This window comes from Egibacteraceae bacterium (genome assembly GCA_035540635.1).
GTDB lineage: Bacteria > Actinomycetota > Nitriliruptoria > Euzebyales > Egibacteraceae > DATLGH01.
This window is the reverse complement of sequence record DATLGH010000072.1, coordinates 1-15,257: the sequence shown is the minus strand read 5'-3', so window position 1 is coordinate 15,257 and position 15,257 is coordinate 1. Positions and strand designations below refer to the sequence as shown.

Genomic DNA, 15,257 nt, shown 5'->3' with positions numbered 1-15,257 from the left:
CCTCCGTCGCCCTGCCCGCTGTCGCCCGCGCCCTCGCCGCTCTCACCGCCCCCACCCCCCTGCTCGCCGCCGCGCAGGCGAGCCTCGGCTTCGGCCAGCGCCGCCTCCGCACGGGCGAGGCGGTCCTGGGCGGCGACGTGCGCCCTGCCGGCCTCGGCGGCACCGGCGGCGCCGCTGAGCGCCGACGCTGCTCCCGCGGGGTCGCCGGCTGCCCCCGCCCCGGCGGCCGCGTCGAGCGCGCCGGCCACGTCGGGGGCCCCGGGCAGGGCCCCCGCGAGCTCGGACAGGCGGGCGGCGAGGTCGGCGAGCTGCTCGTCGGTCAGCGCACCCTCCTCGAGCGCCCGGGCGAGCGCGTCGAGCTGCTCGCTCGGCGTGTCGCCGGCCGCGAGGGGGTGCCGGTCGAGCTCGCGCGCGAGCCCGGCGAGGGCCGTCCGCTGCGCGGCGACGTCGCGGTCGAGCCGGCCGGCGAGCTCGGAGCGTTCGTCGCCGAGCTGCGCGAGGGCGTCGTCGAGCGCAGCGTCCTCGAGGGCGTCGGCGAGGGCCTCGAGCCGCGCGGCGAGCTCTCCGGCGGGTGCGGGCTGCTCACGCAGCTCGCCGGCGACGTCGCGCAGCCGCTCCGCCTCGGCCTCGGCGAGCGCCTCGCGGGCGTCCTGGCGGGCTCGCGCCTCGTCCTGCGGGTTCGGCACCGTGTGGATCCCGAACGCGGCGAGGCCGAGCAGCGCCGCCACCCCGAGCAGGCGGACGGGCACCCGGGGCCCCTGCGGGAACGCGCGGATGCCGGCGGCTGCCTCCTCCGCCCGCGCCGCCTGCAGCGCCGCGAGGCGCAGCTCGCCGCGCCCGCGGAACTCGACCGCCGTCGCGAAGGCGTCGGCGGTGCCGAGCCAGAGGTCGGCGGCCCGGGCCGCCCAGCGCTCCGGGATGCGCACGGCCGCCGCGGCCGTCCCCGCGGCGACCGTGGCGGCCAGCAGCAGCGCTCCGAGCGCCGGGGGACGCAGGGGCAGGGTCACCGCGCGGCCCACGACCGTCCACACGAGGGCGACGCCCGCCGCCACGACCGCGGCGACTCCGCCCGCCGCCAGCCCGCGGTTGACCCGCATGCGCCGTCGGGCTCGCGCGACGAGCCGGTCAAGGTTCGGGGTCACCGTGGGGCCCCCTCGAGACCGGCGTCGGCGTCCCCCCGCCGGGGCGCCCGCAGGCGAGGCCGCGTCTCGCCCGTGCGCAGCCGCCGGCTCGCGACCGTCAGGCCGGCGAGCGCGAGGGCGCCGTGCACGCCGAGCACCCACTGCCACATGCTGCGCTCCGCCTCCGGCCGGGCGGCGCGAGGGTCGGGGTCAACGACGACGCCCGGACCGGGGGGAGGCAGCGCCGGGTCGACGTAGGGCGCCGCGGGGTCGAGCGGCGGCGGGGGGGGCACGGGCAGCGGCTCGCCGATCATCCGGACGGGCTCCTCGATCGCCATCCCCCGCTCGGCGAGGGGGTCGTTCATCCAGGGGTCGGGCCGGCTCGGCAGGGCGGAGGCTATCCCGGTGAGCGGCAACGGCAGCCGCCCCATGCCGAAGCCGAGCCGGTCGCGACCGACGACCGCGTCGGCGAGGCCGACGAAGGGGTTGGCGTGCAGGGCCGCCGGCACGACCATCGCCCGCCCGGTCGCGGACCGGATGACGAGCTCGACGCCCGAGAGGAACAGGGTGCCGCCGGTGAGGGCGAGCACGGTCGCGTAGGTCAGCACGACCGAGGCCGTCGTGCGCCGGGTGAGCGAGGAGATTCCGAGCGCGATCGCCGCGACGCAGAGGCCGATCGCGGCGATGAAGCCGATCCCGCGGAGCAGCTCGCCGACGGTGACGCCGCCGAGGAAGAACGCCGTCGCCCCCAGCGGCAGCGCCGCGACGATGAGGACCATGATCCACGCCACCGCGGCGCCGAGCTTGCCGAGCACGATCTGGCGCGGGCGCAGGAGGGTCGCCTGCAACAGCGGCAGCGTGCGCCGCTCGCGCTCCCCCGACAGCTGTGCGGCGGCGTAGCCGGGCGCGACGAACAGCACGAGCAGGAGGACGAGCATGAGCAGGCTCTCGAGCAGGAATCGGCCGAGGAGCGGACCGGCCGCCGCGCCGGGGTCGAACGGCCCGAGCTCCGCGGCGAGCACCGAGGCCCCCGCCCGGTAGAGCAGGTACAGCAGGAGGCTCAGCAGCGCGAGATACGCGGTCAGGGTTGCGGTGGCGCGGGTGGAGCGCCAACGCTCGGTGAGCTCGCGCTGGAGCACCGGGTTGACCGGTCCGAGCCGGCGCGTCAGTCCTCGTCGCGTGGCGATGTGCTCACCCCCTCGGTCACCGACAGGAACAGCCGCTCGAGGCTGCCCCGCTGGTCGCTGAACTCGGCCACGGCAAGCCCCCCGCCGACGAGGGCCGCGAGCACGGCGGCGGCGGCCTCGTCGCCTCCCGGGACCTCGATGCGCACGAGCCCGGCGTCCACCGCCGCGGACGCCGCTCCTCCCTCGACGGCAAGCCGTGCCGCCCGCTCGAGCGCCTCGGAGCCGCCGAGCACGCGCGCGGCCAGGGTCGTGCCCGCCCGCGACGCGCGCCGGAGGTCGTCGGGTGTTCCCTGCGCGAGCATGGTCCCGCCCTGCATGATGCCGATCCGGTCGCACATCTCGCCGAGCTCGGACAGGATGTGCGAGCTGATGAGCACCGTCTTGCCCTGACGGCCCAGCTCGCGCAGGATCTCGCGCACGTCCAGGCGCGCCCGCGGGTCGAGGCCGGATGCCGGCTCGTCGAGGATGAGCAGCGCCGGGTCGTGGACGAGCGTGCGGGCCAGGCCGAGGCGCTGCTGCATGCCCCGGGACAGCCCCGACACGTCGGTGTGCCGCTTGTGCCCGAGGTCGGTGAGCTCGAGCAGGTCGTCGATTCGCCTGCGGCGCAGGGCAGCCGGCAGGCGGAACGCCGCCGCGAAGAAGTCGAGGTACTCGGCACAGGTGAGCCCCTCGTAGACCCCGAAGAAGTCAGGCATGTAGCCGACGAGCCGGCGCACCGCGCCCGGCTCGGTGACGGGGTCGCGGCCGAAGACGGCGAGGGTCCCCTCGTCGGGGGTCAGCAGCGTCGCGAGCGCGAGCATCGTCGTCGTCTTGCCCGCCCCGTTCGGCCCGATGAGGCCGAAGACCGCGCCCGGCGGCACGTCGAGGTCGAGCCGGTTCACGGCGTGGACGCTGCCGTAGTGCTTCGTCAGCCCCCGGATGCGGATCGCGGCCTGCCCGTTGGCCACCGGCGCGGCCGCGGCTGTCACGGTCCGTCCTCCACCGTAAGGCCCATCCCGGAGAAGCGCAGGGGGAACAGCGGCCCGGTGACGCGGACGTAGACCTCCCCGAGCGGGCTCACGTACCCGTCGGGTCCGCCGGTGCCGCCCGGCAACGCGTCGTCGAGCGGGCGCCACTGCCGCTCGGTGCGCTCCCACAGCCACAGCTCCGGCGTGTCGCCGTGCGGGGTGAGCACCTGGCGGTCGACGAGGGCGCGCAGCGGCGCGCCGATCCCCGAGGGCGGGACCCGGTAGCGCAGGACGACCGGCCCTCCGCCCTCCACGAGGAGCGGCGCCGGCCGGAACGCGTCGGCGGCCGTCTGGACGAGCGCGCGGTCCACCGTGTGCGCCCGGGGTGTGCCGGCGGCGCGGACCCCGACGGCGACGAACCGCCCGAGGTCGAGTGGCCGGCGACCCTCCACCTCCGCGCCGGTGTCGCTCGTCTCCACGGTCCCGACCGCCCAGACGAGCCCGGGATTCCCGTCGAGCTGGCCGACCGCCGGTTCGAGGGCTCGGGGCCCCTCGACGGCGGTTCCTCCGTGCATCCCCATCGAACCCGGCCCTGCCCCCCAGTCGTCGACCGGCAGGTGCTCGCCCTCCAGGGTGACGGTGCGCGCCTCCCCGGGCCGCAGCGCGCCGATGCGCCTCGAGGACGTCGCGGCGCGCACGGCGACGTCGGAGAGGGCCTCGGCGGCGACGTTGGTCACGGTCACGCGCACCCCCTCGGGGCCGCCTGCCGCCTCCACCTGCAGCGGCGCGGGGTCGTCGACGGGACGGCGGGCGACGAGGCCCCCGGGCTGCAGCGCCGGCAGGTCCAAAGCGAGCCGCAGGGACCCCGCACGCCGCAGGGCGGCGGGCTCACCGGCCCCCTCCGGCTCGACCTCCCACTCGTCGCCGGGGAGGGTCAGCCGCCGCTCACCGGCGGTCGGGGCGCGGGCGATGGCGACCACGGTCTCGGTGGCGGACCCGTCGACCCACGCGGTGGCGGCCCCCGCGTAGCCCACCGGCGGCTGGCTGCCCGTGGCGCCGAGCCACCCGCCGGCGGTGAACACCGCCGTGACCGCGGGCACGGTCACCCAGGCGAGCTCCCGCCGGCCGAACCGCGACAGCACGACCCCGTTGACGGGCCCGACCACGACGATGTAGGCGACGAGGAACACCGCCAGCCACGGCAGGGTCGGCACGCCCGACGTCACGCCCCCGAGCACCGCCGAGAGCGTGCCCGGCATGCCCCCGTCGAGCCGGTCGTCGCCACCCGGGCGGGGCTCGATGAGCGCCGACCACAGCGCCGGTGAGCGCCCGAGGACGCCCTCGCCCAGGACCGCCGTGGTGGTGGCGACGCGTCCCCGGCCCGCCGGCACGACCGTCGCGGCGACCTCACCGTCGCCCGCCTCCTCGGTGACCTCGGCGGCCGGAAGCGTCCAGGACGCGACCTCGCCCCACGGCAGGTCGAGACCCGCCGGCACCGGCTCGACGACGACGAGGTCCATGCCGGCCGCCACCGCCGCCGCGACGTTGCGCAGACCGCCCTCCGACAGCGCGGCGAGCGCGCGGCCGCCGGCCACGAGGCCGCTCAGCGGCTGGAGCGCGCCGGGTCCGAGCTCCGCCCACTCCGGGTCCACCCCGACCCAGCTGCCGCTCGTGGCGAGCGGCTCGGACCGCAGGGGCGGCGGGCCCGGCGGGACGGTGCCGAGCACCCCGGCGAGGAAGTCGCCGCCGTCGTCTCGGGGCAGCGGCGCGCGCACCGACACGGGGTCGCCGGCACCCTCGTCGAGCGTGGCGACGACGGCGCCGCGCGGCAGCACGAACCGGTAGGCGTTGCGGGAGCCGACGGCGACCTCGATGTCGCGCTCCTCGCGCACCCCGCCGCCCCCGCCGGTGCGCGACTCCACCGCAAGGGTGCCCGAGACGAACCGGCCCGGCTGCACGGTGACGGTGACCGGCACCCGGTTCGCCTGCCCGAGGCGGCCCGCAAAGCCGACCTCCACCTCGATGCCGAGCGCTGCCCCGGCGTCGGGCTGACCGGCGAGCGTCCCCGAGGCCGTGGAGAGGAGCAGCGCGAGAGCGAGCGCCGCGGGGGTGAGCCCAGCAAGGACGAGCCTCGGCAGGCGCGTGCGGTCAGGAGCGGAGCGTGATCTCACCGATCACCTCGCCCTTCCCGTCGACGAAGGCCACCCTCGTCGCGCTCGCCATGTCGCCACCGAAGCCGCCGAAGGCGCCGCGCGTGGGCCGGAAGCGCCAGCTGACCGGCACCAGGCCGGAGTCCGCGACCGGATAGGCGAGGTGGTAGCCGCCGCGCTCCTGCACCGCCCAGGCGGCGCCGTCGGGAGCCACGACCAGCGCCTCCGCCGTCCCGAGGCCCCGGGCGTCGCAGCAGCTTGATCCACTCAGCCCGCTCATCTGCTCGTCGGCGGGGCTCAGCCCGCCGCCGTCGCCGATCCACGCGCCGCCCTCCCAGCGCACCGTGCACGTCGCGCGCATGCGGGTCGGGGCGCGTTCCGGCTCCCATATCGACGAGGTGCCGATCATCGACACGCGCATGAGCTCGGGGGTGACGAGGACCGACTCGAGCTCCGGCTCTTCGTCGAAGTCGTGGTGCAGGAAGTCACAGGTGGCGCCGGGCGGCGCCTCGTCGAGGAGCCGCGCCCCGACGACCGGGGCGTCGAAGGCGTCGGCGACCGCGTCGGGCACGTCGCCGAGCTCGACCCCGCCGGCGAGCTCGGTGGGCACCTGCTCCTCGAGCGGCGAGAGCTCGGCGGCACCCCGGGTCGTCGGCCCGCTTCCGAGGCGCGCCCAGGCCACCACGCCCGCGGTGACGAGGACGGCGATGCCCACGACGGTGGCGCATGCCATCCAGCCGCTGCCGGGGGGGGCGCCGGCGTGCGCCTCGTCCGCCCCCGCGGTCCTCTCCGCCATGCGTCCCCGCAATCCGCCCGGTCGTTGAGCAGTTCGATGCTACAGATGGCGGACGCCGCACGGGCGCGGAAGGTTGCAGGCAATCGTCACGCGGCGCGGACGACCGCGCACCGCCTCCGCCCCCTACGGGCGGTTCGCGGCCGGGGCGGGCATAGACTGCCCGGGCATGCCCGACTTCGACCCCCACGAGCTTGCCCCGCGCGAGTGCTACTTCCTGCTCACGAGCCTCGTCGTGCCACGACCCATCGCGTGGGTGTCGACGCTGTCGGAGGCCGGCACCCGCAACCTCGCCCCCCACAGCTACTTCAACATGATCTCGTCGTACCCGCCGATCGTGCACTTCACCTCGACGGGGGTGAAGGACACGCTGCGCAACGTGCGGGCGACGGGCGAGTTCGTCGTCAACGTCGTGAGCCGTGACCTCCTCGAGGTGATGAACGCGACGGCGGCGGACTTCCCGCCCGGCGAGGACGAGTTCGCGTGGGCGGGCCTCGAGCCGGCCCCGTCCGCAACGGTCGCCCCGCCCCGGGTCGCCGCGGCGAGGGCCTCCCTCGAGTGCCGCATGCGCGAGGTCCTGTCGATGGGCAACGGCAACATGGTCTTCGGCGACGTGCTGCACGTCCACGTGGCCGACGGGATCTGGCGGGACGGGCGGGTCGCCCCCGAGCTGCTCGAGCCCGTCGGCCGGCTGTCGGGCGGGGGCTACGCGCTCGTCGACGAGGTAACGCACCTGCCCCGCCCCCGGTGGAAGGACGTGCGCGACGCCGACACGACGCCCGGCGGGTGATCCCACCCCCGGCCGGGAAGGGCTGGGACCATGACGCTCACCGACCTCGACCGCTACACCCACGACGCGGTGCTGCGCGACGGGCGCACCGTCCGGGTGCGCCCCATCCGGCCCGACGACACCGACCGCATGCTCGCGATGTGGCAACGCCTGTCGCCGGAGACCATACGGATGCGGTTCTTCGTCCCCCGCGGCATGACGCCCGAGCAGATGCGCTTCTTCACCGACGTCGACTACGACCGGCGCTTCGCGCTCGTGGCCGAGACGGGCGGGCGGATCATCGGCGTGAGCCGTTTCGACCGCCTCGAGGACGACCCGACCACGGCGGAGTTCGCGGTGCTCGTCGAAGACGCCGAGCAGGGACGCGGCGTCGGCACCGTGCTCGTGCGGGCGCTCGTCGGGCCGGCCCAGGACCTCGGCGTGAAGGGCTTCGTCGGCGAGGTCCTCGCCGAGAACCGCTCGATGCTGCGGATGCTGCGCGACGCGGGGTTCGCCCCGGTGCTCGCCGGCGCCGGCACGGTCGTCCACACGAGCTTCCCCTCCACCCCGACCGAGGAGTTCCTCGCCACCGGCGACGAGCAGGACCGCCGGGCGGCGGTCGCGGCACTGTCCGCCGTCTTCGCCCCCCGGTCGATCGCCGTCGCGGGCGCGAGCCGCGACCGCCGCAGCATCGGCGGCCTCGTCTTCGCCAACCTCCTCCACGGTGGCTTCGCCGGGGCTGTCTACCCCGTCAACCCCGCGGCGCCGGTGGTCCAGTCGGTGGCGGCCTACCCGTCGCTGTCGGCCTGCCCGACCGTGCCCGAGCTCGTCATCGTCTGCGTGCCCGCCCCGCTCGTCGAGGGCGTCGTGCAGGAGGCCGCCGAGCTCGGGTCCCGCGCGGCGGTCGTCATCTCGGCTGGCTTCAACGAGGCCGGTCCCGAGGGCGCCGATCGGGAGCGCTCCCTCATGGCCGTCGTGCGCGGCCACGGCATCCGCATCGTCGGGCCGAACTGCATGGGCGTGCTGAACGCGAACGCCGACGTGCGCATGAACGCGACGTTCTCGCAGGTGTTCCCCCCGCCCGGGCGGGTGGCCTTCTCCAGCCAGTCGGGGGCGCTCGGGCTGGCAATCCTCGCCGCCGCCGAGCGCCTCGGCCTCGGCCTGTCGAGCTTCGCCAGCGTCGGCAACAAGGCGGACCTGTCCGGCAACGACCTCCTCCAGCACTGGGAGAGCGACCCCGACACCGACGTCATCCTGCTCTACCTCGAGTCGTTCGGGAACCCGCGCAGGTTCGGGCGCATCGCCCGGCGCATCGCGCGCCGCAAGCCGATCGTCGCGGTCAAGTCGGGCCGGACGGTGGCCGGCGAGCGCGCCGCGTCGAGCCACACCGGGGCGCTCGCCGCCGGCGACGTCGCCGTCGAGGCGCTGTTCCGCCAGGCCGGCGTCATCCGCACCGACAGCCTCGAGGAGCTGTTCGGCGTCGCGACGCTGCTCGCCACCCAGCCGGTTCCGGCGGGTGACCGGGTGGCGATCCTCACGAACGGCGGCGGCCCGGGGATCCTCGCCGCGGACGCGTGCGAGTCCAACGGCCTCGAGGTCCCCGAGCTCGCGCCGGAGACCGTGAGCCGCCTCGCCGAGTTCCTCCCACGCGAGGCCGGAATCCGCAACCCCGTCGACATGATCGCGTCCGCGTCGGCCGCCAACTACGGGCGGGCGATGCGCGTGCTCGCCGACGACCCGCGCGTGGACAGCCTGCTCGTCATCTTCATCCCCCCCGTCGTCACCCGCCCGGAGGACGTCGCGCGCGAGATGGCCGCGGCCGCGGCGGCGCTGCCCGACAACGTGCCGGTCGTGTCGGTCTTCATGAGCGAGGCCGGCGTGCCGCCCGAGCTCGCGGAGGCCTCCATCCCCTCCTTCGCCTTCCCCGAGGGCGCCGCCCAGGCGCTCGGCCGGGTGGCGCGCTACGGCCGCTGGCGCGCGCGTCCCCTCGGCAACGTCGTCAGCGTCGCCGACGCCGACGTCGCCGCCGCGCGCGCCGTGGTGGCCGAGGCGCTCGCCGGCGACCGGGCGGAGGCGTGGCTGGACGCGGCGCAGGCGGAGCGCCTCCTCGCGGCGTTCGGGATCCCGACGGCGAGGGCTCGGGTCGTGCGCACACCGGAGGCGGCGGCCGAGGCCCAGCGCGCCATCGACGGTCCCGTCGCGGTGAAGGTCGCGGCCCCGGTCCACAAGACCGAGCTCGGCGGGGTCCGGCTCGGGCTCGCGAGTGCCGACGAGGCCGCTGAGGCGGTCGCAGACATCACGCGGGCCCTCGTCGGGGCAGGGCACGCCGACGTCGCCGAGAAGGGCTTCCTCGTGCAGGAGATGGTCGGCGGGGGCGACCGGGGGTCGCCAGGCGTCGAGATGGTCGTGGGCGTGAGCCACGACCGCACGTTCGGGCCGATCCTCATGGTCGGCATGGGCGGCACGCTCGTCGAGCTGCTCCGCGACGTGAGCGTCCGCATCCACCCGCTCACCGACGTCGACGTCGAGGAGATGTTGACGGGCCTGCGCGGCTATCCGCTGCTCACGGGGTACCGGGGCGCCGAGCCCGTCGACGTGGCGGCCCTGGAAGCGCTGCTCTTCCGCGTGTCGGCCATGGTCGAGGAGGTCCCGGAGGTGGACGAGCTCGACCTCAACCCCGTCTTCGTGCGCCGCCGGGGCGTCGCGGCGGTCGACGCGCGCGTGAAGCTCTCCCGCGACCACCGCCGCCCGCGCCGCTGACCCAGCTTCCCGCGCCCGCGCGGAAAATCCTCCTCCCGGCCCGCACCCTCGCCCGCACAGGCGGCCGCACAGGCAGCTTTCCTGCGCCGGCGCGGGGAATCGCGCGTGGCCGGTGAGGCGGCGGCCACGCGAGCCGATGTCCACAGGCGTGGGATCTCCCGCCCGCGCCCTCGGGGCGGGTGTTCTGCCACGCTCGGTCCATGCTCCCCGCTCACGTGCGCAGACGGCTCCAGCGGCAGGCCGGCGTCGTCACCCGGCCTGAGCTCGTCCGTGACCTCGGCTGCAGCGAGGGAACGGTCGAGGGATGGGTCCGGCGTGGGATCCTCGAGGTCGTTCGGTTCCGGGGCGTGCCCCTCGTGGGGACCTACCGGGTGTCCGGCGGAGGGTGCCGCGGGAACAGCCGCCCGGGCGCACCGTGCGCAACGTGCCGTTTCCCGTCGTCGCCGACCCGTGGTTCCGTGAGCACCGGGCCTGGTCCGGGCCCGTGCCGATCGCCGGGCCGGTTCGCTCCTCCTCGAGTATCTCGGAGACGTCGCCCATGGCCGCCCGCATCAGCGCGCCGGCGACCACGGGCGCACGAGGGAGATCGAGGCCCTGGGCTACGTCGTCCACGAGGTGACCGCCAAGGACGTGGCTCGCCCCGAGATGCTGCGGACCATGGTCCTCGGCATCCGTGCCGGGCGGGAGCGACCCATCCCCACCGGGCCAGAACGACGGCCTGAGCCCAGCACCCCGCCGGGACTCCCGCGCCCGCGCGGGAGAGTTGTGCCAGCCCGCCTCGCGCGGAGCCCCGGCCCAGCGCAAGGCGAGCATGCGGTCAGGGGCGTGCGCGGTCGCGGGGGCGGGGACGGGTCTCCTCGCCGCGGTCCCACTCCCCCCAGTCCGACCACTCCTCGATCTCCTCGCCCGTGGGATCGTCGGCCTCCGCCCGGTCGAGCGCGTCCGCGTCGTCGGGCAGGGCGACCAGCGACAGGAGCCCGTCCTCGGCGGCGAAGCACACGAGCGCGGCCCGCGACCAGCACCCGTCCTCGTCGGGCAGCCACGCGACGGCGCACGGGACGCCGTCGAGGAACGCCCGGGTGAGCATGGCGCCGGGCGAACGCTCCCAGATCGCCTCGACCTCCTCGGTGAACACCGGCGCGCCGTCGCCGGGCAGGTCAGGGGTCTCGACCTCCTCGGACACGAGCGCGAGGAGCGCGTCGAGGTCGCGGCCGTTGAACCGTTCGACGAACTCGTCGCGCAGCGTCTCGAGGTCGGCGTCGCCGTCGAGCTCCACAGGTGGCGGCGCGTCCTCCTCGGGGGCTTCGTCGGCGTCGTTGTCACCGCGCGGGAAACCCTCGACGACCGACAGCCCGTCGTCCTCCGACGTCACGCTCATGCGTTGCCTCCTCGCACGGCTGGTGCACCCAGCATGACGGAAGGACGCCAGGCGGAAAAGGGGCGTTCTGCCGCTACGGGCTCTCCCACGCGCGCGCCGCAGCCGCGCCGGGGCCTGCCGGCTGCCTTCTCATCCGGATGAGGTGGTCGATGCCGCCACCTCGAGCGCCGACGCATCCGTTGACGATCCGGCAGCACGGCGAAGCCAGCCGGACGGTCGCAGCGGCTAAGGTTGCGATGATGAGCGATCTCCTCCGAGAGCTTGACCGGCGGGTGCTCGTCGTCGACGGCGCGATGGGCACCTCGATCCAGGCGCTCGACCTCACCGCCGAGGACTTCGCGTGCCTCGATGGCTGCAACGAGGTCCTCGTGCGCACCCGCCCCGAGCTCATCAGTGAGGTCCACGACGCGTTCCTCGCCGTCGGCTGCGACGCGCTCGAGACGGACACGTTCGGCGGCGCCCCGTGGGTCCTCGACGAGTACGGTCTTGGGGCGGAGACCGAGACACTGAACGAGCGGGCCGCCCGCCTGGCGCGCAAGGCCGCCGACGCCGCCGGCGGCAGGCAGCGGTTCGTGCTCGGCTCGATCGGTCCGGGGACGCGCTCCCCGACGCTTTCGCTCGGCAAGGGCCCCCGCGACGGGAAGCCGGCCGCCAAGGACTTCATCGACTACGACACGATGGTCCCCGGCTACGTCCGCCAGGTCCGGGGCCTGCTCGCGGGCGGCGTGGACGCGCTCATCGTCGAGACGGTCTTCGACCTGCTGCAGGCCAAGGCGGCCATCTGGGGCTGCCACGAGGCCATGCGCGCCGAGGGCCGCACCGTGCCGATCATCGCGTCGGTGACCATCGAGGCCACGATCAACACGATGCTGCTCGGCAGCGAGGTGGGTGCAGCGCTCGTCGCCCTCGAACCGCTCGGCGTCGACGTCATCGGTTTGAACTGCGCGACCGGCCCTGAGGACATGCGCGAGCACGTCCGCTACCTGTCCGAGCACTGCACGAAGCCGATCAGCGTCATCCCCAACGCCGGCATCCCCGCCATGGTCGACGGCGAGACCGTGTACCCCCTGAGCCCCGAGGCCCTGGCCGAGGCACACCGCGAGTTCGTCACCGCCTTCGGCGTGCGCATGGTCGGTGGCTGCTGCGGCACCACGCCGGCGCACCTGCAGGCCGTCGTCGAGGCGGTCGCAGCAGCCACACCCGCGTCCCGCGAACCCGTCGCGGAGGCGAGCGTCGCGTCGCTCTACGCGCCGGTCACCCTCCGCCAGGAGGCGAGCACCCTGCTCGTCGGAGAGCGGCTCAACGCGAACGGCTCGCGCAAGTTCCGCGACCTGCTCCTCGCCGAGGACTGGGAGGCCATCACCCAGATGGCCCGCGAGCAGGTGCGCGAGGGGGCTCACACGCTCGACGTGTGCGTCGACTACGTCGGCCGCGACGGGGTCGCCGACATGGTCGCGGTCGTCGACCGCCTCGCCACCCAGTCGACGCTGCCGCTCGTCATCGACTCCACAGAGGTCGAGGTCGTGTCCGCGGCGCTGCGCCGCCTCGGCGGGCGCGCGGTGATCAACTCCGTCAACCTCGAGGACGGACGCACGAAGGCCGACCGGCTGTTCGCCCTCGCGAAGCAGTTCGGGGCCGTGCTCATCGCCCTGGCCATCGACGAGGAGGGCCAGGCGCGCACCGCCGACTGGAAGGTCGACGTCTGCAAGCGCATCGCCGCGATCGCCGTCGACGAGTACGGCCTGTCCCCCGGCGACCTCATCTTCGACACGCTGACCTTCCCGCTGGGCTCGGGCCAGGAGGACCTGCGCAAAGACGGGCTCGCCACCCTCGAGGCGATCGAGCGGGTGAAGGCGGAGATCCCCGGCTGCCACACGGTGCTCGGCGTGTCGAACGTCTCGTTCGGGCTGTCCCCGGCGGCGCGACAGGCGCTCAACTCGGTGTTCCTCCACATGGCGGCGCAGCGGGGGCTCGACGCGGCGATCGTCCACGCTGGCAAGATCCTGCCGCTGCACCGCATCGACGACGGCGTCCGGCAGATCTGCGTCGACCTTGTCGAGGACAACCGCGGCGCCCGCGGGCGCACCGGGACCGCCCCTGCCGACTACGACCCCTTGCACGCCCTCATGGCGCAGTTCGAGGGCGCCACGGAGACCCGGGCGAGCGCCGAGGAGCTCGCCGCGCTGCCCCTCACCGAACGCCTCGAGCGGCGCATCGTCGACGGCGACCGGGACGGGCTCGGCGACGACCTCGACGCGGCGATGGCCTCGGGCCTCGCACCCCTCGACATCATCAACGTCCACCTGCTCGCGGGCATGAAGGTCGTCGGCGACCTGTTCGGCTCCGGCCAGATGCAGCTGCCGTTCGTCCTCCAGTCAGCCGAGTGCATGAAGGCCGCGGTCGCCCACCTCGAGCCGCACATGGAGGCGTCCGACAACGGCGGCAAGGCGAGGATCGTGCTCGCCACCGTCAAGGGCGACGTGCACGACATCGGCAAGAACCTCGTCGACATCATCCTCACGAACAACGGCTACGAGGTCCGCAACATCGGGATCAAGCAGCCCATCGACGCCATCGTGGAGGCGGCAGCGGACTTCCGTGCCGACGCCGTCGGGCTGTCGGGGCTGCTCGTCAAGTCCACGGTCGTCATGCGCAGCGACCTCGAGGAGCTCGAGCGACGCGGCCTCGCCCACTACCCCGTCCTGCTCGGCGGTGCGGCGCTCACCCGTCCCTACGTGGAGGTGGACCTCCGCAAGGTCTACAGCGGGCCGCTGTTCTACTGCCGGGACGCCTTCGCGGGCCTGCGCACCATGGACGAGCTCGTCGAGCACCGGCGCGGCGGCGGCTTCCCCCCGGGGTGGGGCACGCAGCCCGTCGAGAGGCCTGAGCCCCGGGGGGAGGCCGAGGCGGACTACCGGGAGGACCGGGAGCGCCGGAGGCGCTCCACCGAGCGCTCCGACGTGGCCACCGACGTGCCCGTGCCGAGCCCGCCGTTCTGGGGGTCGCGGGTGGTGCGCGGCGTGCCCCTCGACCAGGTCGCCGGCTATCTCAACAAGCGCGCGCTGTTCCGCAACCAGTGGGGGTTCGCCCGGGACGACGAGGAGGCGGCCGAGGCGGCGCTGCGCGCGACGCTCGCCACGGCGCGCACGCAGAGCCTGCTCACCCCCCAGGTCGTCTATGGCTACTGGCCGTGCAACGCCGAGGGCAACGACGTCGTCGTCTACGAGGCTCCGGGCTCCGACGCGGTGGCCGCGCGCTTCTCCTTCCCCCGCCAGACCCGGGGACGGCGGCTCTGCATCGCGGACTTCTTCCGCCCCGTCGAGTCCGGGGAACGCGACGTCATCGCCTTCCACGTCGTCACCATGGGGTCGCGCGTCACCGAGCGCGCCGCCGAGCTCTTCGGGCAGGACCGCTACACCGAGTACCTCTACCTCCACGGGCTCGGCGTGGAGATGGCCGAAGCACTCGCCGAGCTGTGGCACCAGCGCATCCGCACCGAGCTCGGCATCGCCGACGACGACGCCGACACGCTCGAGGCGCTGTTCAAGCAGGGGTACCGGGGGTCGCGCTACTCCTTCGGGTACGCCGCCTGCCCGGACCTCGAGTCGCGCAAGCCGCTGTTCGACCTCACCGGCGCCGCGCGCCTCGGGCTCGAGCTGTCCGAGGAGTTCCAGCTCGTCCCCGAGCAGTCCACCGACGCGCTCATCGTCCACCACCCCGAGGCGAAGTACTTCAGCGCTCGCTGACCGCACCCGTGTCGGGCCCAGCCGTGCGGTGGGACACCGGAACGGCACGCCCGGCCTCCACCGCGGCGCTACGGCTGGTCGGCGCCCTGCTCGGGCGCCGGCTTGTCGCCCGTCGTCGTCGCGCCGCCGCTCGCCTGCGTCGGGGCGGCCGAGGAGCCGTCGCCCTGCCCGCCGTCAGTCGGTGGTGACGGGTTTCCGTCGCCGGCGGGCGGCTCCTCGTCGGGAGGCGGCACGGTGACGGTCGGCGTCGTCGTCTCCGGTGGCGGCGTCGCCTCGGGCTTCGCTTCGGGCTTTGCCTTCGGCTTCGGTGAGGGCTTCGCAGTCGCGGGGGCCGGCGATGGCGGGGCGGGCCCGGCCGGCGGCGGGTCGGGGGTCTCCGTCTCCGCGACGACGACCGGGTCGGTGG

10 protein-coding genes are annotated in these 15,257 nt (G+C 75.1%); 3 read left to right on the top strand and 7 right to left on the bottom strand.

Annotated elements, in window-relative coordinates:
• The 5 genes from VM324_12035 to VM324_12015 form a co-directional block, all read right to left on the bottom strand.
• Nucleotides 1-1,142: hypothetical protein (locus VM324_12035; protein ID HVM00012.1), on the bottom strand; the 1,142-nt coding region annotated here is incomplete at its 3' end.
• Nucleotides 1,139-2,260, bottom strand: a complete 1,122-nt coding sequence (locus tag VM324_12030) for an ABC transporter permease (protein ID HVM00011.1) — start codon at nt 2,258-2,260, stop codon at nt 1,139-1,141. The genes VM324_12035 and VM324_12030, both read right to left, overlap by 4 nt.
• Nucleotides 2,261-2,286: 26 nt before the next feature.
• Entirely contained in the window at nt 2,287-3,276 is a 990-nt protein-coding gene (locus VM324_12025) for an ABC transporter ATP-binding protein (protein HVM00010.1), read from the bottom strand.
• Nucleotides 3,273-5,426: a hypothetical protein gene (locus VM324_12020; GenBank protein ID HVM00009.1), complete on the bottom strand. Its 2,154-nt coding sequence runs from the start codon at nt 5,424-5,426 to the stop codon at nt 3,273-3,275. Before VM324_12020 ends, VM324_12025 begins: the two co-directional genes overlap by 4 nt.
• Nucleotides 5,404-6,201: a hypothetical protein gene (locus VM324_12015; protein ID HVM00008.1), complete on the bottom strand. Its 798-nt coding sequence runs from the start codon at nt 6,199-6,201 to the stop codon at nt 5,404-5,406. Before VM324_12015 ends, VM324_12020 begins: the two co-directional genes overlap by 23 nt.
• A 166-nt stretch (nt 6,202-6,367) precedes the next feature.
• Between VM324_12015 and VM324_12010 the strand changes: the two genes are divergently transcribed.
• Together VM324_12010 and VM324_12005 are read left to right on the top strand one after the other, a co-directional pair.
• Nucleotides 6,368-6,988, top strand: a complete 621-nt coding sequence (locus VM324_12010) for a flavin reductase family protein (GenBank protein ID HVM00007.1) — start codon at nt 6,368-6,370, stop codon at nt 6,986-6,988.
• A 30-nt stretch (nt 6,989-7,018) separates the two neighbouring features.
• Nucleotides 7,019-9,727, top strand: coding sequence for a GNAT family N-acetyltransferase (locus VM324_12005; GenBank protein HVM00006.1), 2,709 nt, complete (start codon nt 7,019-7,021; stop codon nt 9,725-9,727).
• Between the two features lie 817 nt (nt 9,728-10,544).
• On the opposite strand, the gene VM324_12000 is transcribed toward VM324_12005, so the two are convergent.
• Entirely contained in the window at nt 10,545-11,105 is a 561-nt protein-coding gene (locus VM324_12000) for a hypothetical protein (protein ID HVM00005.1), read from the bottom strand.
• 239 nt (nt 11,106-11,344) lie between these two features.
• Between VM324_12000 and metH the strand changes: the two genes are divergently transcribed.
• Nucleotides 11,345-14,851, top strand: a complete 3,507-nt coding sequence (gene metH / locus VM324_11995) for a methionine synthase (GenBank protein HVM00004.1) — start codon at nt 11,345-11,347, stop codon at nt 14,849-14,851.
• 68 nt (nt 14,852-14,919) lie between these two features.
• On the opposite strand, the gene VM324_11990 is transcribed toward metH, so the two are convergent.
• On the bottom strand, nt 14,920-15,257 hold a 338-nt coding region (locus VM324_11990), incomplete at its 5' end, for a hypothetical protein (GenBank protein ID HVM00003.1).

Excerpts from the sequence above, each read along its gene's own strand:
- VM324_12015 (HVM00008.1), bottom strand. The coding sequence starts at position 6,201 with ATGGCGGAGAGGACCGCGGGGGCGGACGAGGCGCACGCCGGCGCCCCC.
- VM324_12010 (HVM00007.1), top strand. The coding sequence starts at position 6,368 with ATGCCCGACTTCGACCCCCACGAGCTTGCCCCGCGCGAGTGCTACTTC.
- VM324_12005 (HVM00006.1), top strand. The coding sequence starts at position 7,019 with ATGACGCTCACCGACCTCGACCGCTACACCCACGACGCGGTGCTGCGC.
- VM324_12000 (HVM00005.1), bottom strand. The coding sequence starts at position 11,105 with ATGAGCGTGACGTCGGAGGACGACGGGCTGTCGGTCGTCGAGGGTTTC.
- metH (HVM00004.1), top strand. The coding sequence starts at position 11,345 with ATGAGCGATCTCCTCCGAGAGCTTGACCGGCGGGTGCTCGTCGTCGAC.